The following is a 21,586-nucleotide window of genomic DNA, read 5'->3' on the forward strand; positions in this document are numbered from 1 at the left end:
GTCCGTACTGGTATAGAGCGATCCTGTATTCAGGGTGATCGGGATAGTCGTTCATAAATCCCGAGTATCTCCTCCCGGCCTCGACATAGTCCTTCCTGTTGAACCACGCGTGAGCCAGAGTCAGGCTGGCGGCACTCATGTTTCCCCAGTCATCCTGAGCCCGGTATCTCGCCAGAAGACGTTCCTCGGTCTTAATCGCCAGGTCCTCGCGACCCTGACGGGAATAGGTCCAGGCGAGGAGCCGATTAGCTTTTATCCCGACATTATCATCCGGGAATTCCCTGAAAAGCTTTGCGAGAGTCTCCTGTGCTTCCGGGTAACGCGCCTGTTCCGCGAGAGCGTCCGCGTCCAGAAGGAGAGCCCATGCTCTCCATCTGGAACTGCTCGGCGGCATTCTGTGGAGCACCAGATGGGGTGCGCCCGAAAGTTGTCCCATATCTCCCGTCTGGTGGTATGAATATTCCAGGAGACACAAAGCAGCTTCGGCCAGTTCCTGATGCTCCGAATTGTTGAAGACATAAGTCCCTTCCACATCCTCTCCCCAGTACCTGTCCATGATAAGCTGAAAATAGGGAGCCGCCGCCAGGGGAAGTCCCTGTTCAAGCAATCCCACTCCGGCCAGATATACAGCGGCCGGAGCTTCGGAAGCATATGGATAACCGGACGCCACAGCCTGGTAGGTGCTGTTCGCCTCAGCATGCCTGCCGAGAGCGTCTACGCATCTGGCGCTTCGATAAAGAGCGCTTCCTGCAAGTCCGTGATCAAAATGTTCCGATAATACAAGATTGAAGTCTATCACCGCGTCCTCGAAGCGGCCGAGCCACCAGTTCATCTCACCCAGGGCGAACCTCGCCCTCGCCTTGATGTCTTCCGACTCCCCACTACTGCTCGAAGTATCTATTTGATCTGTCGGATTTTCGGAATGATCATATCCCGCCACATTCCTCATCAGGGCCATACCATGTTCGATCCGGCCCCCGAGGAACTCAGACATCGCTTCCAGAAGGAGAGCTTCATTCCTTATATCATCCCGGCCCGACCGCTCGGCAAGCCGGTGAAAGCTCGCGGCTGCGGAAAGATAGTCCTCCCTGCTCGACATGATGTTTGCCTTCGCGAGCGATGCGTACCCCGCAAGATCGGATGAGGGAAATTCCCTTACAAACCTGTGATAATCACGAGCAGCACCGAACTCGTCTCCCATCTTCTCCCTGCTCATCGCGCTCAGAAAAGTAGATCCTTCAGATTCGAGCCTCTCCACTTTCATTCGCTCCATTATCGAAAAGGCTCCTGCAAAATCTTCCCTGTAATACCTTACGGAAGCTTCTGCCAGCATCAGTCCGGGGTCACCGGCCATCCACTGGTACTTCTTCTTTAATGAGACGAGTGCGACTGATGCGGCACCGAACTCTTCCCGCCTGATCATATTCCAGATCGCTCCCATTTGCGCTTCGGCATCAAGCGGGCCTGCTTCGTACAACTCGGACCATTTTTTCCATAGAGTAGCTGCCTGCGTTTCTTCTCCCGCACTTTCCAGAGATCTTATCCGCAGATACATCGCGTCATCCGGAAAAACACCTTTCCTGTAGAGTTTCTCCGCCCTGCGAAAAGATTCTTCGGCCCCGAAATAATCTTCCGTGATAAACAGAGCCTCTCCACGAAGCATGAATATACCGGCCAGGACGTCATCCCTGATCCCTCCGGTCCGAATGGTCTCAAGCTTCCCAAGCATCTCCTCTGATACGGCACGAAGATCATCGTTCGAACGGAGTCTTGCTCCCTCCAGTTCTCTTCCCCCGCTATTGATCAGGTTCATCGCCCTGGCATCGATCTTCGTTTTTTCTGCTCCCGCAGGACTTCCCAGTGCCATCAGGGTCAAAGCCACGACTACCAGCGCTACGATCATGGAGCTCCTGGTGATTATTGAAAATGTCCCTGGTCTTCCTGAGTTAGTTTCTGACATCGTTTTCCTTTTCTACTGTTCGGAACCCTCGATCCCTTCATCCCCGTCCACATCGCCGGCATCCCGGCGCCCGACTACAACGGGGACCTTCACCTGCGGAATACTCGTATCTATCTCCACTGTCCCTGGTCTTCCTGATATCGTCATCCCGCCCGCATCGATAATAGTCAGTCTATACGTGTATATACCGTCCGGCACCGGCGTTCCCGTTCCCGCCTTACCGTCCCACATGATATGAGCAGGAGGAGTCCCCCTGCCGCCGAACATGCGTACTTTCTTGTCGAACTTGTCGATTACCGAGAGTTCCCACCTGCTGACATCTTTCCTCGTCCTCGAACTGAGATGAAACTTCGTCACAGACCTGCTGCCCAGAGGCGAGAATACCGACGGTTCGGCTTTCGACTTTGCGAAGAAGCCACCAAAAGCATAGTTCACGCTGAATCTGTGAGTGACACCGAGTTCGTGATTCTCCATTCCATAATCCAGTCTTACGTCCCGCGGCAACCTGAAACAGAAACCTCCGGCAGGGGACAAGGCGTTCAGCCCGAGCCTCAGGCCCAGAGACTGGTTCACCCAATACTCGGTGCCAGCGTGGAAACTGGTCTCGATTCCTGATATCCTGACTATCTCACCTGTAACGGCTGCTCTGCCTGAAAGGATCTGCAGGGCGAACCCTCCCCTGAACTCCACAGGATAACTTTCGTCTGTATCCCGAAGCGACAGGGAGGGGCCGCCTATGTTGAGCAGTGATGCACCGAGACTCAACCCCGGCATCACCCTGGCCATGATCCCCAGGTCGATACCGATCCCCGTATCATTGAACTCATCCATAGACTGTCTGAGGACCTTCAAGTTTCCACCAACGGATAGAAATTGATAGAGGTCATGAGAAGCCGAGAGAATGAATGCCATATTGCTTTCGTTGAACGATCCGGTGACTTCGTTAAACTCGTTGGTCTTTTCGAATGTGCCCGAACTCAAAGAAAGTATCGACAACCCAAGAGTCGGGAACCTAGTGCCTGGAACAGCAAAGCTGAAACTCGTTATCGAAGTCCCCTCGAACAACCTTGCGGTCTCCAGATACACCTCATTGCGATAGAGCTGCGTAAGGCCGGCCGGATTCCATACCATACCGATCGGTTCATCGGCGATTGCGGTAAATGCTCCCCCAAGGCCCATCGACCTTGCGCTCCTGAAGTGAGTCAGCCAGTCTCCCGTCATTCCAGCATTCTCTTCACTGCCCCAGGCCTCGTCACAGGCCGCGGGCAGGAGGGACAGAACGACTGCAGTCGACAGGACCATAATCATTTTCTTACTATTGAAACGGAACATCGCCGGATCCTCCCGTGTTACCTGACAACGCCTATCCTGCGGCGCATCGTATGTATTGTCTCTCCTGAACGGACCGCTTCGATAAAGAGTACATAGCCGCCACTGGCGACCAGGGTCCCCCTGCCGTTACGCCCGTTCCACTGTATTTCGTTCAAGCCGGACAGCCCACCCGGGCTTCCGGAGGCATATGTCTTTCTGAAAACAAGCCCTCCACTCAGAGTAAATAGCTTCATCGTCACAGCGGCCTCATCATCGAGCATATAAGCGATCGTGGTAGGGACCTCTCCCGGATGGAAGGGATTCGGATAGTTTGTCACCGACCCGCCAGGTGAATTCGGATCCACATGGGCCGTTTCGATATTCATGGAAACGTCGAACTCGCCGGATATGACAAGTATCGTCCCGATCTCCGGTTCATACGAAGACCTGAACTCCGCTCTGGCCAGTCCCAGTTCGTCGGTGTACTCGTCGATCTGGATCAGTTCTCCACTACTACCGGCGAGATGGAACAAAACAGGCTGCCCGGGAACGCCATTCCCGTACTGATCCAATACACTGGCAGTCACGATTGTACTCTTCCTGCTGCCGACCCATGGCTCGGCACTTTCCACGGTGAGAAGTGAAGGCGGCCCCGGGTCGACCTCGATGACGTTCGTCAGGCCCGGCGCGTTCCCGTCACTGTCACTGATTATGAGCAGGATCGGCTCCGCCATGGTATATGTCTGCCTGATCGTCCTCTTTCCCTGTAGAAGCTGGAACTGGGGAATGAGCAGAGTCCCTCCTCCGGGCTCGCCGTTATCGGCATTGAGTACGCCAACGGTAGCGAAAGAATTGATTTCCTGCATAACTGCTCCCGCATCGTTCGTCACTTTTACTTCGAGAGTGAACGACTCACCCGCTATTACCCTGGCCGGGTCGACTGCGACCTCGTAATGGAACCCGTTGTTGATAGCCCGCACCTGAGTCAAAGCCTCTCTCATCGAAGAGATCGAAACGTTCCTTGCCGTAAGAAGCTGGTACCCACCGGTGGAAAGCCTTACCACTATCTCGGCGACACCATCATTCATCGCCGTTCCACCGGGCAGTTCTGCCAGCGGATCGGTGGTGACGATCTCGATTATATCGACGACCCCGCCGGTCGGATTCCACCAGTCGTCGGTGGCAACGATCTTCAGCGTGAATGAATAACTGATCGACTGATCGAGAGGAGCTCCGGCCTTGCCTGTTTCCGAACCCGGGACCGGCTCTTCGCCGGGAGCAAGCATGATTATCTGTGTATACGGTCCGGGCCGTACCGAAAATTCATTTGAAAAAACTGGTTCCTCTTCAGCATCTATATCCGAAACGGTTATCGTGTGAGGACCCGCCCTGTAGAATGTCGTCGTCACATAAGCCTCTCCGCCGGAAAGCCTCACTACTTCAGGAATGTCCGCGAAGGCATCTGTCGGGACGATCGATATAGTCCCGTTCATATCGGGTACAGTGTTCCACCAGGAGTCGACTGCCCTCAAAAGCAGGTCGAACCTTGCACCCGCCGACTGCGCCGCAGGCTCTCCTTCAAACCCCGGCTCCATCCCCCCTGTAGGAATTTCACCCGGCAGGATGACCTGCAGTCCGGCATATTCACCGGGCAGGACTTCAACCGGGTTGCTCGTCCCGATATTCGGAGGAACGACAAAATCTATGCATGAGAAAAGGACTTCTACAGACGATCCAAAAAAAGTCATCTCTCCGGTCCACCTGCCACCCGAAAACCTGACTGTCTCCGGCGAAATGCTTCCCGGACCGGTGTCCGCGGCAAGCATGGCATATCCGTTATATCCGTCTATGAGTTCGCCATCGCCGTCGATGACGTTTATTGTCACCAATACCGGCACGCCGGCAGTGAGTGGCCCGGCAACCGGCTCGATGACAAAAGAAGGTTCGTCGGAGATCACGGGAATGCCCCCGGTCGTCATCCCAGCAATATCGCAGTCTGTATCATCTGTTATGGTAAATGTCTGGGTGCCCGGCGTTACGAGCACTGTACTGAAAGAGACGTATCCGTCTTCGAGCAGCCCCGTGAGAGGAGAAGCCGCAGCATGGTCGCTTGTAACGAGCCTGACTGCATCGGATGCCTGCACCCTGTTCCAGTACTCGTCTGTCGCGAAGATCTCGACCTTGAAATAATATCCACTCAGCTGGGTCGCGGGCTCTCCCGTGAGACCCTGCAGAGTCCCGGGATCTCGCGTCTGTCCCGGCACGACTATCTGGAGCCTGGCAAAATCGCCGGGAAGCACGGTAAAACAGTTGCTCATACCCTGGATCACGGGACTGTCGCCGGAGACTCCCGATATCCTGACGCTTCCGCCTGTACACTCTGTCATAGACTCGTCGGCCAGAAAAAGGGTCATCATACCGGACCATTCGCCCCCGAAAAGATCTATCGATTCAGGCTGGATCCTTCCCTCGCCGAGACTCGTGATCTGGCTCAGAGAGACTGATTCGGAAAAACCATCGACCGTGTTCCCATTATGATCGACCGCCCTTACTTCCACGGCGAAAGGCGATCCGGCTCTCCTGCCCGCATCTATCACGGAAAAGACTATCCGTTCCGTATCACCCGTCCCCCCGATCACATCGATCTCCGATGATGTCGCCGAGTAATGCTCTCCATCCGTAAGATCGCATGCGGTAATGGTAAAAACCCCGGGGGAATTCAAGATGACCGTAACGACCAGCTGGCCTCCGATCATCGGCTCGGCAGGAGGCAGATCGGCGATCCCGTCCGAAGAGGTTATTCTGAAAACATGTTTGACCGAGGTCACCGTCTGCCAGTCATCATCACATGCCCTTACCAATACCTGAAAAGGGACACCGACGACCTGGGACTCCGGATACCCTGTCATCCCCGATGCGTCTCCCGGCGCTGCTGATTCTCCAGGCACAAGGACCTGGAGCTTCGAATATGGACATGAAAAGGCCTGGGCCGTTAACACCGCCAGTGTCGCCGTCGCAGCTGTAAGTATCAGCATCATCCGTCTGACATTCATCGGCATCCTGTTCACGATTCTCACCTCTGATTATTGTATGCACCGGAATACCGGCCTGTTTCAGCCCGGATCTTTCCGGTTCGACTGGAGACCGTGAGATTTCAGCACCTGTCTTCTCACGGCCGTTTCTTCATTTCACCGGTCAGAACGGCAAGACATATGCCATGGGAAAAGCTTCCGGCACAACCTGCAGAACCTCCCGTCTAACATGAAAATCAATAGAGTCTTGGAAGAAACCCGGGGCTGAACAGACAGTTATCATCAAGTACATGAGGCCAGGATCTGCGGCATTGATTTCCCCTTGGGTAGGAAATTTTTTCATCCGAAACCAATCCCGGAGTCAATTTGATAATCCTCCCGAAATCGGAGAAATCTGATAAAGCCATAGACCCCGTCTGCCGATGAAGATAGCAAGGAGATAAATATTAACTTTCGGAGGCAGTCGAAATGGGATCTACCACTGAGATATATGACTCCAGCATTCTTAATGAGTGTCTCGATGGTGACAAAGAAATGATAACCGAGATCATCGAGGGATATTTCGATGACATGGCCGGCAGGATGGACGAAATGGTCGTAGCTATATTGTCATGTGATGCTGAATTGATACACAGGACCGGGCATTCGATTAAAGGCGCGAGCGCCAATATCGGCGCGAAAGAAGCCAGCTCGGTAGCCTCTGAGATAGAAAAAGCCGGAAAAGCTGGAAATATCGAAAAGGCGAAAACACATTTCGAGGAATTCAAAACAGCATTCTCAAGACTCGAATCTCACCTGGGGAAATAGTCTTCGAGTCTAGTCCGGGAAAACAGAGTGACATGTCAGGGGAAATGCTCGAGGTCAGATGTGGAACCTGTCCCTCAAACTATTCTTCAATCCATCCGTCGCGCAGACGGATGATCCTGTCACCATAGGCAGCGTTCTTCTCTGAATGCGTCGCCTGAATAATGGTAGTGCCCTCAGAGTTGAGTTTCTTGAACAATTCCATTATCTCTTCGCCCTGCTCTGAATGAAGATTGCCCGTGGGTTCGTCGGCAAGTACCAGCTTGGGTTTTGCGATGAGCGCTCTCGCGACTCCGACCAGCTGCTGCTGTCCACCGGATAGCTGACTCGGGAAAAGGTCTTTCTTCCCCACTATTCGGAACCGGTCCAGCGTATCGCAGACCATGCTCTTGCGCTCTGAACCTTTGATCTTCTTGTACAGCAGAGGTGTCTCCAGGTTTTCGTAGACGGTGAGGTCATCGATCAGATGAAAGCTCTGAAAGACATAACCGAAAAACTTGTTGTACAGGGCAGATCTCTTCTTGTCATTCAGGAGATGGACCTTCTCATCGAAGAAGACATAATCCCCGTCTGATGGTGTATCGAGCATCCCCACAATATTAAGCAAAGTAGTCTTGCCGGAACCCGAAGGGCCCATCACTGTAATAAACTCGCCTTCCTTTATATCGAGGTCGATCCGCCTGAGGACATAGGTCTTTACAATCCCCGCGGAGTAGAATTTAGTGATGTTTCTCAGCTTTATCATCTGACGCTCCTCATCCTTGACTGCTTATCAGCAATATCTTGTATAGCCCTTCAGACAGAATCCCATAATAGTCACACTTTCACTACTCATATTTAATCGCTTCGATCGGGTTTCTGTTAGCGGCCTTCATGGCCTGGAAACTGACCGTACCAAGAGCGATGACCAGTGCGCCGACTCCCGCCCTGATGAAGATCATCGGACTCATATCGGTCCTGAAAGCGAAGTTCCTGAGCCATAGGTCCATCAGGAACCAGGCTGTAGGCCAGGCGATGATGTTCGAAGCAAGCACCCACTTCGCTATGTCTTTCGTGAACAGCAGGACTATCCCGGAAACAGACGCGCCGAGGACCTTCCTGATACCCATCTCTTTGCTGCGTCGCTCTGTCATATAGGAAACAAGACCGAGAAGTCCGAGGCAGGCGATAAACACCGCAAGGATGGCGGCATAGCCAAAGAGCTTGGCGAGTCGTTGATCTTTCCCATACAACCTGTCCAGGTCTGCCTCCATGAACCGGTAAACGAAAGGCAGTTCGGGGTTGATGGCCTTCCATGTACTTTCGATATGCGCCAGGGCCTCACCTGTCCTGTCCGGATCGATCCTCGCAACCAAATAATTTCTAAAGGAAGGGCTGACCCACAACATTATCGGCTCGACCTCTCCATATAGCGATTCAAAATGATAATCCTTCACCACTCCGACAATAGTCATACGAATAGAACTGTTGCCGAACCATTTTCCCACCGGATCCTCCATCTTCATCTGTCTGACGGCAGTCTCGTTGAGGATTATCCCCGAATGAGCTCCCTCTTCTGCTCTGATCAAATCGTTATCCTGAAGGTCCCTCCCTGCTGACAGCTTTATCCCCATGGTCCGGATATAATCTTCATCTGTCCGCACAGTATTGATGAGTACCCGCAGGCCTTCCTCCCTGTCCTCCCAGTCCCAGCGGGAAGAGTTGTCTCCGCTACTGAGTGGAAGTCTGGATGTCACTGTCGTGTTTATGATCGAACTGCTTCTCGCCAGTTCGTCCTTGAGTGCCTGAGATCTTTCGACCGAATCACCGCTGAGATAGACATTCACGAGACCTTTCTCGTTATATCCGAGGTCCGAATCCCTGATGAAATCGAGTTGCCTGAAGACTACTGAAGTCCCGATGATCAACAGGATCGAGAGAGAGAACTGTATTACTACAAGGGCGTTCCTGAAGACCGTTTTCCCGGTAGCGTGCTGTCCGCCTTTCAGTACCCTGACCGCCTGGAAAGACGAAAGATATAGAGATGGATAGATACCTCCCAGTATACCGGTCGACAGAGAAATACCCAATCCCGCCATTAAAAGCGGAAGGTTATTGAAGATCGATTCGGCCAGGGTCTTTCCGGTCAGCCCGTTAAGCACGGGCAGAAGGAGTTCAGCCAGCAGGACCGCCACGACCAGAGCTATAAGTGAATTGAGGATCGATTCACCGAAAAACTGGATGATCAGGTCTCTTTTCCTTGCGCCACACACTTTTCTCAACCCGACTTCACGCGCTCTTCTCTGGGCCCTCGCTGTCGTGAGGTTCATAAAGTTGATGCAGGCGATGAGAAGGACGAACAACCCTACCAGGGCAAAGACCATGAGGTATCCTATAGAACCTGTACTCCCGTCATACCTGTACAGGTTGAAATCTTTCAGTTTCTGAAGCGAGAGGATGACATCACGCTGACCATTGTCTGTCAGGACGCCTGAGATCTGCGCCGAGATCTCCTCAGGAGCGATACCGGGCTTCAGCATCACATATGACCGGGGCCAGTTCGAGTCCCAGCTGTCAAAGGCAGAACCATACAGGCCTTGAGTATTGCTGAACGGGATCAGGATCTCCACTCTCGCAAGATGAGTGTTGGGTGGCATATCCTTCATCACACCTGTCACCGTCACCGGAATAGTGTTTTCAAGCATCATGACCTTGCCGATCGGATCTTCATCGATGAAATATTTATTGGCGATGCTCTCCGTGATCACTATAGAAGAAGGTTCGGTCAACAGAGAAGCGCGGTCTCCCCTTACAAGCTCAAACGAGAAGATATCGAAAAACGGCTGGTCTGTCAGATAGAGTCCCCGCTCAATGAAGTTCATGTCCCCGTACTTGAGAGCCCTTCCCCTTCCATAGACCAACCTCGCGGTCTCTTCGATCCCCGCGTAATGTTCCTTGAGATGGGCAGCAAGCGGCCCGGGAAGGTTGTCTGTATATAAATACCCTTCAGAATGTCCCGCCTTCTGGAATCCCCTGTAGATCCGTTCCCTGTTCTCATGAAAATCGTCTTTCCCTAATTCAGTCTTAAGGACAAGAGCAATAAGGATCGCGCAGGCAATACTGACCGCCAGGCCCGCGATGTTGATAAACGAATAGCCTTTGTACCTGCTGATGTTTCTTAATGCGATCTTGAAATAATTCCTGAACATGACTGCCTTTCAGTGGTCATTAGACCATCGGTTTGCCCTTTACATCCGTTACAACGCTTCCATCGAAGAGGTGGATGATACGGTTGCCATATTCGGCGTATGTTGGTGAATGTGTCACCATGATTATAGTTGTTCCTTCTTCGTTCAACTGAACCATAGAGTTCATCACTTCCTCACCATGCGCCGAATCGAGGTTTCCTGTCGGCTCATCTGCCAGGATCAGTTTCGGTCGGGTGATGACGGCCCTCGCTACGGCCACTCTCTGCTGCTGGCCGCCTGAGAGTTGCTGAGGAAAATGGTTCTGCCTCGGCATGAGGTTGAAACGTTCGAGGACTTCCTCAACCCTTTCCTTCCTCTGAGACGAGGGGACGTTCTGATATAGGAGGGGAAGTTCGACATTCTCGTGGATCGTAAGCTCGTCGATCAGGTTGAAGCTCTGGAAGACGAATCCTATATTGTTCTTTCTCAGGTTCGAACGCTGCCGTTCGGAGTAACCCGATACTTCCTCCTCGAGAAGATGATATTCTCCTCCGGAGGGATTGTCCAGAAGACCCAGGATGTTGAGTAATGTCGATTTTCCACATCCCGACGGCCCCATAATCGAAACAAATTCGCCTTCCTTGATCTCGACATTCACATTGTTCAGAGCCGTAGTCTCTACTTCTTCGGTCCTGAAGATCTTTACAAGGTCCTTTGTCTTTATCATCCGCTTCTCCTTTTGCTGGTCACTCTTCTTCTTAATCTCAACGTCCTGTTGAATCTCAACATCTTTCTTTCCGGCAGCCGTCAGTCCTTGAGGATAAGTATGTCTACATCACCAAAGTTATCATACGATGACGTGATCACCCTCTCTCCCGGCTGCAGGCCTTCAAGCACTTCATAGAACATGGTGTTCTCGCGTCCGATCTGAATCTGCCTTTTGCTGGCAGTATCGCCCGATCGGTCGATAACGTAGACCCATCTTCCCCCCGTCTTCTGATAGAACCCCCCTGTGGCGAGCAGAGTCGCCTCTGAAAGATCGCCCAGTTCGAGGCGGATCCTCAACGTCTGTCCACGGCGGATCCCTCCGGGTTCATCCGCGACAAAGAGCATGTCGACTTCAAATCGCCCGTTCAACACCTCGGGATATACTTTATCGATAGAGAGCTTGTAGGATTCTCCCGAAAAAGTGAACGACCCCCTCTGACCGGTGTTGACACGGGCGATATAATGTTCATCTATGGAAACACGCACTTTGAAACCATCGAGTATGTCGATCTGTCCCAGTCTCTCACCCCGGGCTTTTGATTCGCCGATCTCTGCATTGAGGGATGTGAGGTGCCCGGTGACCGGAGCCTTGATTATCAGGTTCTCCATGTTCTGCCTGACGATATCGAGATTGCCCTCCATCCTGGAAAGTGACATCTCCAGCTGCTCTATCTGTGCCACGCGGAAAAGCGAATCCTGATGATTCATCTCCATAGTGAGTTCAAGCGAACTGTTGAGGTAATCGAGTTCGTCCTGCGATTCCTCGTACTCCCGGGTGGAAATGAGCTGTTTCTCCGCGAGTATCTCGTTACTGTCGTTTATCCGTTTCTGACCGCGGATCTGGTTTTTCAGATCGAGCAGCTGCCTGCGCATCTGAAGTGAGTTGCGGGCCATGTCGAGCTTGGTATTCCTCAGGTTGTTGCTCTGCTGAAATAACTCCGCCTCCCGGAACATGATATCGAGAAGCAGGTTCGTATTCGCAAGCTTTATGATCGGCTCACCCGCTTTAACGAAACTCCCCGCTTCCACAAAGACCGTATCCACCCTTCCACCTTCCACCGCGTCGAGAAAATGAGTCTTGATGGGAACTATCGATCCTGTCACCGCGATGAACTCCTGAAACTCTCCGAGTGACACTTCTGATATGGTGATACGCTCAGACTTGACATTGAGTTTGGAATCCCGACTGCCGAAAATAATGGAGTATAGAATAAATATTGCCAGTAGGAGGCCCCCGGCCATATATGCGATCTTTTTAGGTGTCCATTTTTTCTTTTCTATCTTCTTGTCCAATTTCGACTCCTTTAAAGTTTCAAGACCTTCTGAGTTTCTATTATCAAGCTCCGTGCCACATTGTTATATTATTATTTTAGAATGAGTTATAGAATACAGGGGCTAAATTCGTGTCCGGATACGGTACAAGCTGTGTTCGATTTCGAACATTCTCACAAACAACCAGGCCGAGTGTTCATATTCGAACACCCGGGTCCCGGGTGGAGAAAACCCGACTAACTGATTTTATTTCTTGAGACTGGCTCTGCCGGTACCTGTGATGATCCTGATAATCACATCGTCGCTACCACGCTGAAAATATTTTCGGACATACCAGGTATCGTTCCTTTCGAACTCTTCTTCGCCGTCGAATTCGAAGGGTGAAGATATCCTGCCCCTTCGCTCCTGTGCTTCGAACTCGAAATACCCGAAAGGCTCGTTTCCGTCGAGGTCGACTGTCGCGTTTCCGGTCCCGCATGACGCGTCTATATCATATTCGGTGCCGTATGTCAGTATTACGGTGACCCTGCCCGTGCCGGAATTGAACTCTCCCGGCCCATCGAACTTCGAGTCTTCGATCCTGACCCTGCCTGTGCCGGTATTGGTGTCGTACTCTCCCGAGCAACCGAAGATCTCGATCTTGCCCGTACCGGTATTGAACTCGAATTCTCCCGTGCTATTCTTCAGCTCTATGTCACCGGTGCCTGTGTTCAGATCGAAAGATCCCCCGCAATCCTCTATCAGATATGAGCCGGTTCCAGTATCAGCGGAGAAATCGATATCGAGCGAGCGGATATCCACGCCTCCGGTCGCCCCCTTGAAACGGAACTTGATACCGTCCGGAAGTTCGAGTACCCAGAGGGACCTTCCGCGACCACAATTATCACAATCAAGGTCTTCCTCGATCGTCAGCCTTCCGTTCCTTTCCCTGAAATCGACATCTATTTCGTCCGGATCGTAGTCATGGGAAAATGTCATATGCACCAGTCCGTCGCTGCTCCGCACTACTTCGCAACGACTCAGAACGACCTTCATCTTTATGGACTCGATGCCGCTGAATGTCTTTTCTATGACTTTTTCCCGGGCGAAAGCCTGCCCAGTGACAGCCATCGAGATAATCGCAACAAGCACGAACAGTATAGTTGGAAACTGTAGTACAGCTGATTTCCCGATCGGCACCCCTGAAATCATTTCATGTACAGAAATTCTCTTCATCATGCATCCTCCCTGTGTCATATTTGTTGGGACTCTACGACAATTGTACACTTTGCGATATGATTTGTTTCCGGAAATTCAGAACCAGCCGATCTGGGTCTTATATACCAGGCGGAACTATTCGAGCCGTCGACATGTCCGTCTGCGGACAGTTTTTTCTTGAGTTATGGAACCTGTCGGTATATTAATACGTAATATGAACACGATGGGAAAGAAAATCGGCAAAATATTGATAGTCGACGACAACGAGGACCTTCTCTTTGCCGCCCGCCTATTTCTCAAACAACATTTCAGCCTGGTACAGACTGAGAACGACCCGGAAAACATCCCTTCCCTTCTCGCCCGCGACAAGTTCAACGTGATCCTTCTCGATATGAATTTTACCGAAGACGTCACGAGCGGCAAGGAAGGATTCATGTGGCTCAGCCGCATCCTCGACATCGATCCTTCGGCCGTTGTCATACTGATCACCGCCTTTGCCGACTACGATATGGCGGTCAGAGCGATCAAGCAAGGCGCCGCCGATTTCATAGTCAAGCCCTGGCAGAACGAAAAACTTCTCACTACGGTATCCTCGGCGCTGGCACTCAGTCGTTCTCAAGGCGAGATCAACGAATTGCTGGAGCGGCAAAAGACGCTCAGTGAAGATCTCGACCAGCCTTTCCATGATTTTATAGGGGAATCAGATGCGATCCGGCATGTATTCACGCTGATCGACAAGGTGGCAGGAACTGACGCCAACATCCTGATCACGGGGGAAAACGGCACGGGCAAGGAACTGGTTGCCAGAGCCATCCACCGCAGTTCGGAGCGTTCCGACAAACCATTTGTCCGAGTCGATATGGGAGCTGTAAGCGGCACGCTTTTCGAAAGTGAACTCTTCGGACATGTGAAGGGCGCGTTTACCGACGCCAGGGAAAACAGGCCCGGAAGGTTCGAGATCGCATCAGGGGGTACTCTCTTTCTGGATGAGATAGGCAATCTTCCGCTCGACCTGCAGGCGAAGATCCTCACGGCGCTTCAGAGCCACCAGGTGATCAGGGTGGGATCGAACAAGGTCCATGACATAGATATCCGTCTCATCTGCGCGACCAACATGTCTCTTACAGCGATGGTACGGGAAGGCACATTCCGGCAGGACCTCCTGTACAGAATGAACACTGTTGAGATCAATATACCTCCCCTGAGAAAGCGGATCGATGATATCCAACCCCTCGCCACACATTTTCTCGGGATTTACAGCAAAAAATACAGGAAAGATATTGGACGTATCGGCACTGCCGTTATAGGCAAACTCAAGAGGTACGATTGGCCGGGAAATGTTCGCGAACTCCAGCATGCACTGGAACGGGCCGTAATAATGTCAGGGAACAAGACCCTTCAACCGGAGGATTTCCTCCTGCCCAGAGGTGAGACCGAAGAACAGGATTTTCCACTGGACGATTTCAATCTCGAAGATATAGAGAAGACTGTCATACGAAGGGCCCTTGCAAGGTTCGGAGGCAATATCAGCCTGGCAGCAAGGCAGCTCGGCCTCAGCCGCGCGGCCCTTTATCGCAGGCTGGAACGCTATGGCCTTTAAACGATTCAGGACTCGGTTTCTAGTCCGCATTGTATTTCTGATCGGAACCATCTTCATCGCGGTATATCTCATAGTAAACAAGGACCTCTACGCGATTATAATGATCGGCGCCTTTGCGGTCATCGCTCAGGCATACTCCCTTCTCAGGTTAATAGAAAGGACTAACAGGGACCTCACGAGGTTCCTCGATTCGATAGAGTACTCGGATTTTTCACAGAATTTTCGAGGCGGCATAAAAGGCAGATCGTTCGATGAGCTGAACAACTCCTTCGAAAAAGTAATGGGCCGGTTCCGTGAGATCAGTCTCGAAAAGGAAGAGAGCCACCGCTACCTCCAGACTGTTGTCCAGCATATCGGCGTCGGAATAGTAGCATACGGTCAGGATGGAAAGGTCGACCTGATCAACACCGCGGCAAAAAGACTCTTCGGAATCACTCATCTTCGAAATCTGGAAAGCCTCGATGAAGTTAGTCCCGGATTGCCGTATATCGTAAGGCAACTCAAACCGGGAAAGAGGGACCTCTTCACCGTCACTATCGACGAGGAACTCCTGCAACTGTCACTGTATGCCACAGAGTTGAGGCAGAGGACAAGGATGATCACCCTCGTATCTTTTCAGAATATCAGCCTGGAGCTGAATGAAAAAGAAATGGATGCCTGGCAGAACCTCATCCGAGTGCTGACCCATGAGATAAAGAACTCACTGGCTCCGATCGGTTCGCTTGCCTCGAGCGTGGAGGAGATGCTCCTGCCCGACGACAGAGTCGACTCCGAGATCACCGCCCCGTGTGACGCTGAAGATATCTCCGGCGCCCTGCAGACAATACAAAGACGGGCACATGGCCTCCTGCAGTTTGTCGACACATACCGCGACCTTACACACATACCGAAACCACAATACACGACCTTCCCGGTCAGTGAGCTGGTAAGTAATGTCGAACAATTTGTGATTCAGAAGGCCGGGGAGAAAGATGTTTCTCTGGCCTCTTTGATCGAACCATCGACAATGTTACTAACGGCGGATCAGCAACTGATAGAGCAGGTGTTGATCAATCTCGTCATCAACGCCATTCAGGCGAATGAAGGCCGAAATGAAGCGAGAGTATCCATCGAAGCATCGATAGACGACCGAAGCAGGGCAGTCATCAGGGTAATAGATAACGGGCCGGGCATAACCGGCGGAGATATCGAAAAAGTGTTTGTACCGTTCTACAGCACCAAAAAGGACGGTTCGGGCATAGGCCTCAGCCTTTCCAGACAGATCATGCGACTTCACAGAGGCGATCTCACTGTATTGTCCGAACCAGGAATAAAGACCATATTCAGGATGAGATTCTGACCACCATTACACATTGGAGATGCAATGACCACCGACTCGAAAAAGATCATTTATTCGATGATGGGAGTAAGCAAATACCACAACACAAAGCAGGTGATCAAGGACATCTCGCTTTCATATTTCTACGGAGCCAAGATCGGCGTGCTGGGGTTGAACGGTTCCGGCAAGTCTACACTCCTCAAGATCATGGCGGGCGTTGACACTGAGCACAACGGAGAAGCGGTCCTCTCCCCCGGCTACAGTGTGGGCTTCCTCGAACAGGAGCCTCAGCTCGACGGTGAAAAGACGGTAAAGGAGATCGTCGAGGAAGGCGTGAGCGAGACAGTCGAACTACTCGATGAGTTCAACAAGATAAGCGCAAAATTTGCCGAACCGATGGACGACGATGAGATGACTGCTCTTCTTGAGCGCCAGGGAAAGGTCCAGGAAAAGATCGACACTCTCGACGCCTGGAATCTTGATTCGAGACTGGAGATGGCGATGGACGCTCTAAGATGTCCTCCATCCGACATGTTTATAAAGAATATATCCGGTGGTGAGAAAAGACGGGTGGCCCTCTGCAGGCTTCTTCTCCAGAAACCGGATATCCTGCTGCTCGACGAACCCACAAACCATCTCGACGCCGAAACGGTAGCCTGGCTGGAGCACCACCTTCAGGCATACACAGGCACGGTCATAGCCGTCACCCATGACAGGTATTTCCTCGATAATGTAGCAGGATGGATCCTCGAACTCGATCGGGGTGAAGGCATCCCATGGAAGGGAAATTATTCCTCCTGGCTTGAGCAGAAACAGGGCAGACTGGCGCTGGAGGACAAGAAGGAATCCAGGCGGATGAAGACGCTGGAACGCGAACTCGCCTGGATAAGGATGTCTCCCAAAGCGAGACAGACGAAGTCAAAAGCCCGTATCAGCGCATATGAACACCTTTTAGGAGAGGAAACTGAAAGCCGGCGCAACGATCTCGAACTCTTTATACCAGCCGGGCCGAGACTCGGCGGCGTGGTGATAGAGACGGATAATATATCCAAGGCCTATGACAGCAGGCTGATCTTCGAAAACCTCAAGTTCACACTTCCCCCAGGCGGGATAGTCGGGATCATAGGGGCAAACGGTGCGGGAAAAACGACCCTGTTCAAGATGCTTACCGGCCATGAGACTCCGGACACCGGCGAAATAACCTTCGGCGAGACCGTCAAAATAGCCTGTGTCGATCAATCGAGGGAACTTCTCGATCCTGAAAAATCGATATGGGAACAGATCTCCGGCGGAAAAGACCTGATCATGCTCGGCGAAAAGGAAGTCAATTCACGCGCATATGTGGCCAGATTCAATTTCTCGGGCCAGGACCAGTCGAAAAAGGTCGGTATCCTTTCGGGAGGAGAAAGAAACAGGGTCAACCTCGCCATGGTCCTGAAAGAGGGAGCAAATGTGATCCTGCTCGATGAGCCCACAAACGATCTGGACGTCAACACCATGAGGGCGCTCGAAGAGGGCCTCGAGAACTTCGGCGGCTGTGCAGTCGTGATCAGCCATGACAGATGGTTCCTCGATCGCGTGGCCACCCATATCCTCGCCTTCGAGGGCGACAGTACTGCTTACTGGTTCGAAGGGAATTTCTCCGACTACGAGAAGAACAAGAAAGAACGTCTCGGAGCCGGGGCAGAGATCCCGAAGAGGATCAAGTACAGATCTCTGACGAGGGATTAGGCGAGGAATCAGCTCAGTATCAGGTGCTGGCCCGGAATCCTACAAGCGTCGTATGATTGATTACCTGATAAGCACCATCTTGCGTGTTCGCGAATATCCGGGTGCTGTCAATCGGTAAAAATAAATCCCCGAGGAGATCTGCTCTCCGCGATTATTCTCACCGTTCCAGCCCACTTCGTAGCGGCCACGGTCACGGTGTCGTGCTTCGAGAACTTTAACGAGCGCGCCGGTGACATTGTAGATACGAAGACTCACCATGCCGGACTCAGCTATATCATACCGGATGATAGTGGATGGGTTGAAGGGATTGGGGTAGTTCTGGTAGAGAGCTGCCTGGCCTGGCATCTCAGATAATCGAGCTGCTTCTTCTTGAACAAAAGACTCACTTCCCAAAACTATCCGAAAACGGGTTTCTTCCTCGGTTGCGACATAATCACGCGAATCCAGATAAAAGGTATATTCGACGTCCTCACCCAAAGCGATCTGACGGTCGAGCGTACGGTCGACAAGAACAATATCAGCATCGGCCGGCAAGTTCTTGATGCTGTTTACCGTAATCGTCACTGCATCTCCCGCTGTATTATCTGAGACACTCTTCATCACATCAAACGCCCACACTTCCCCCCACTCATTTCCACTCGCAGGATTCGAACGAATATCAGCAGATAGACGATAACACCTCTCCCCCGCTCCCCGGGTGACAAGGTATAGTGATATCCCCTGACCCGGAGCAGGCGGTGGCTTCATGCGGTCCAGGCGGTCGAGGTCTCGTACAGCCTGGGTTGAGGTGCCGATGAAGGTAGAGAAGTCTTCATGATCCCCTGAGGTCACATGGAGGAACACGCGAAAATCTTCTCCTGAAGCCGCGACAGCCAGCGGAGAGTGTGATACTCCGACTTCCGCTTCTTCATCTGGAATATACAACGTCACCGGATCATCAGCTCGATTGTATATCCAGTATCCATCGAAGGGTTCCATCGTGGAGACCTCATTGCTATATCCGCTGTCCCACCCTATCGGCGGATCAACGCTGACACCCACAGCTTCGCTCATGTACAGTGTGTCCACACGAACCGAATCCCAGCTTACAGGAAAAGCAAATGGGGAGCCGATCATATTCCAGCCACTTGCAAGCTCCAGTGCAAATAGGGTGCCTGTGGGCGTTGAGAGTCCCGAAACAGGAGCCGTCGAGATCCGGTGATCTGCTCTCGAAATAAGCCAGAAGGCTCTGCCCGGCTCGGGCCGGAAGCTCTGAGCAAAAGATTGATCACTGAGTTCACCATAAGTTCCTGATTCAGGGAGGTAAGCCCAGGAGCGCCATTTTACCGGATCATACGGTCCGAATTCCGGCTGGTCGGAGAGCAGGGCCTCGATCGTACCGGTAAAATCTTCCTTGAACTGAAGTGGAATACTCATCATGCGGTATGCGCTCGCCCCCTCACCCCCCGCATGGACGCTGGGTTCAACCAGATCTTGTACCATTACAGAAATCGCGCGAGGATACAGAGAAGGTGCTGCCGGAGGGTCGGACAGGTGTGCCGTTTCGGTTTCGACATCCACCCAGTACTCGACCCCGCGAGCCCCCACCATGCTGCCGGGAATGGATGCCTCGGGATATACCCCCTCCAGGAAAAGGCTTTCGACCAGGTAACTATCTGATCCGCCTTCCCGGTAATATAGCGAACCGCTATGAAAGTCTGTACCTGTCGGTATGATCGCATGGACTTTGATCTCGCGGCCCGCAAGATAATCCGCGCCCGAGTTTGGTGCCGGTTCGGTCGTTATTCCTGTGGGAGATTCCACCGCCTGTGTATAGAACGAATCGGGTGCTCCCGATGGGTCGGTGCCGAACACACCACTGTTCTCGACTATTATATAGTACTCAAGGTCCGCTTCGGTCACCTTCTCGCCGGGAATAACGACGACAAACTCATCTTTGAATGTTGATAGAGAGATACTGTCCAGGAATGCCGAAGTCCCCGCTGCGCGGAAAGTAATATGCCCCAGTTCAACGTTCACCTGTGGTGCCGGAGTAACAACGACCGTTACCGCTTCACCGAGAGGAATGACATCGGATGCCTTCAGTAACTCGTGCGTGACGTCTAGTGACCTGATATCGGTCGTGACCATGATAGGGAGGTATGGTGTAACCGGATCATCACTTGCAATCGTTATAAAATCGGAGATGTCGGTTTCTATTCGAGGCTCGATAAATACCGCCACTGTATCTGCCTCGCCGGGATGAAGAGTAATCGGTGTTGTCCCGGTGATCCGCATTTCTGACGATGGCAATTCAATCTGCGACACCAGAAGATCAACTGTACCTGTATTGGACAGGATAAGCTCAAGCGAAGCCGTGTCTCCTACGGTGATGGCTGTTTGCGAAAACAGGAGAGAATCGGTTGAGCTGCTCAACTCGGGGCGTATGGGGATGATGCGGCCGACTGTCTGCAAATACGATGACGCGTGCTGTATGGTGCTGACGCGAACCGGGATCTCTGCTACACGAAGACGAAGCACTACATCCCGGTAATCAAACGGCACCAGGCTGATGTCCCATTCCAGCGAGTCGGTCACCCCCTCCGGCGCGGTTGCTATCGGACCAAAACTGGTTCCTCCTGCAATATAAACAGGCCACCACTGCGGTTCGCCGGCGAACTGATATTCAGGTACGACCCAGACTACATCCGACTCAACATCATAGACCGTAAAAATCACTCGATAGTGATTCTCATCCAACACATCGACAGAACTTCTCCCTATGAACGGCCCGTTATTGGGTACCTGATTGGTCGGTACAAGCAGATCTCCCGTGTATGCAGGGTTTTTTATATTGCTATAGTACGTGTCATTGTTGAGAGAATTTCCGCACACAAGGTCGAGATCCCCATCCCCACCTATATCCCCCAAAGCAACACTTGAAGTCCCGTTCGTCGGGTCCGATAACCACATCGGCGTGGATGAAAACATCCCGCCGCTATTCTCATAGATGGTGTTGCTCTCGCCATAGTTTCCACACACGAGGTCGAGATCCCCATCCCCATCCACATCCCCCAGCGCGATACTTCTAGTGCCGTTCGTCGGACCAGAAGACCAGATCGGTGTGATTGAAAACGTGCCACCAATATTTTCATAGAGTGTGTTATTGCCATTATTTCCGCACACAAGGTCGAGATCACCATCCCCATCCACATCCCCCAAGATGATACTCCGAGTCCAGCCTACCGGGGCCGAGAACCATATCGGTGTGGATGAAAACGTCCCACCGGTGTTCTCATAGAGAGTGTTACTCTCGCCACTATTCCCGCACACAAGATCGGGATCACCATCCCCATCCACATCTCCCAGGGCGACGCTATAAGTATAATTCTCCGGGGCCGAAGACCAGATCGGTGTGAATGAAAACGTCCCTCCGATGTTTTCATA

The 21,586-nt window shown here is 52.2% G+C and carries 13 protein-coding genes; 4 read left to right on the forward strand and 9 right to left on the reverse strand.

Features of this window, described 5'->3' with window-relative positions; all coding sequences use genetic code 11:
• From KOO63_00005 to KOO63_00015, 3 genes are all read right to left on the reverse strand, one after another.
• Window positions 1-1,960: tetratricopeptide repeat protein (locus tag KOO63_00005; protein ID MBU8920219.1), on the reverse strand; the 1,960-nt coding region annotated here is incomplete at its 3' end.
• A gap of 12 nt (window positions 1,961-1,972) precedes the next feature.
• Window positions 1,973-3,292, reverse strand: coding sequence for a PorV/PorQ family protein (locus KOO63_00010; GenBank protein MBU8920220.1), 1,320 nt, complete (start codon window positions 3,290-3,292; stop codon window positions 1,973-1,975).
• Between the two features lie 17 nt (window positions 3,293-3,309).
• The gene (locus KOO63_00015; GenBank protein MBU8920221.1) at window positions 3,310-6,324 is read right to left on the reverse strand and encodes a hypothetical protein; all 3,015 of its coding nucleotides are present in this window, start codon (window positions 6,322-6,324) and stop codon (window positions 3,310-3,312) included.
• Between the two features lie 447 nt (window positions 6,325-6,771).
• Between KOO63_00015 and KOO63_00020 the strand changes: the two genes are divergently transcribed.
• Complete coding sequence (locus KOO63_00020; protein MBU8920222.1) at window positions 6,772-7,110, forward strand: Hpt domain-containing protein; 339 nt, start codon at window positions 6,772-6,774, stop codon at window positions 7,108-7,110.
• 79 nt (window positions 7,111-7,189) lie between these two features.
• On the opposite strand, the gene KOO63_00025 is transcribed toward KOO63_00020, so the two are convergent.
• The 5 genes from KOO63_00025 to KOO63_00045 form a co-directional block, all read right to left on the reverse strand.
• Complete coding sequence (locus KOO63_00025) at window positions 7,190-7,852, reverse strand: ABC transporter ATP-binding protein (GenBank protein ID MBU8920223.1); 663 nt, start codon at window positions 7,850-7,852, stop codon at window positions 7,190-7,192.
• Between the two features lie 82 nt (window positions 7,853-7,934).
• The gene (locus KOO63_00030; protein ID MBU8920224.1) at window positions 7,935-10,295 is read right to left on the reverse strand and encodes an ABC transporter permease; all 2,361 of its coding nucleotides are present in this window, start codon (window positions 10,293-10,295) and stop codon (window positions 7,935-7,937) included.
• Window positions 10,296-10,314: 19 nt separating this feature from the next.
• Complete coding sequence (locus tag KOO63_00035; GenBank protein MBU8920225.1) at window positions 10,315-11,001, reverse strand: ABC transporter ATP-binding protein; 687 nt, start codon at window positions 10,999-11,001, stop codon at window positions 10,315-10,317.
• 80 nt (window positions 11,002-11,081) lie between these two features.
• A complete protein-coding gene (locus KOO63_00040) occupies window positions 11,082-12,335 on the reverse strand; it encodes an HlyD family efflux transporter periplasmic adaptor subunit (GenBank protein MBU8920226.1) in 1,254 nt (417 codons plus the stop codon).
• Window positions 12,336-12,560: 225 nt separating this feature from the next.
• Window positions 12,561-13,532 carry a DUF4097 domain-containing protein gene (locus KOO63_00045; GenBank protein MBU8920227.1) on the reverse strand — a complete coding sequence of 324 codons (972 nt, stop codon included), beginning with the start codon at window positions 13,530-13,532 and terminating at the stop codon, window positions 12,561-12,563.
• Window positions 13,533-13,734: 202 nt separating this feature from the next.
• Between KOO63_00045 and KOO63_00050 the strand changes: the two genes are divergently transcribed.
• The 3 genes from KOO63_00050 to ettA are packed head-to-tail and all read left to right on the forward strand — an operon-like array spanning window position 13,735 to window position 18,160.
• Window positions 13,735-15,111, forward strand: coding sequence for a sigma-54 dependent transcriptional regulator (locus tag KOO63_00050; protein MBU8920228.1), 1,377 nt, complete (start codon window positions 13,735-13,737; stop codon window positions 15,109-15,111).
• Window positions 15,101-16,450: a hypothetical protein gene (locus KOO63_00055; protein ID MBU8920229.1), complete on the forward strand. Its 1,350-nt coding sequence runs from the start codon at window positions 15,101-15,103 to the stop codon at window positions 16,448-16,450. Before KOO63_00050 ends, KOO63_00055 begins: the two co-directional genes overlap by 11 nt.
• Before the next feature lie 24 nt (window positions 16,451-16,474).
• Complete coding sequence (ettA, locus tag KOO63_00060) at window positions 16,475-18,160, forward strand: energy-dependent translational throttle protein EttA (protein MBU8920230.1); 1,686 nt, start codon at window positions 16,475-16,477, stop codon at window positions 18,158-18,160.
• Window positions 18,161-18,220: 60 nt separating this feature from the next.
• Here ettA and KOO63_00065 read toward each other — a convergent pair.
• Window positions 18,221-21,586 (reverse strand): VCBS repeat-containing protein (locus KOO63_00065; protein ID MBU8920231.1); only part of this gene is annotated, 3,366 nt, incomplete at its 5' end.

It is taken from the genome of Candidatus Latescibacterota bacterium, assembly GCA_019038625.1.
Lineage (GTDB): Bacteria > Krumholzibacteriota > Krumholzibacteriia > Krumholzibacteriales > Krumholzibacteriaceae > JAGLYV01.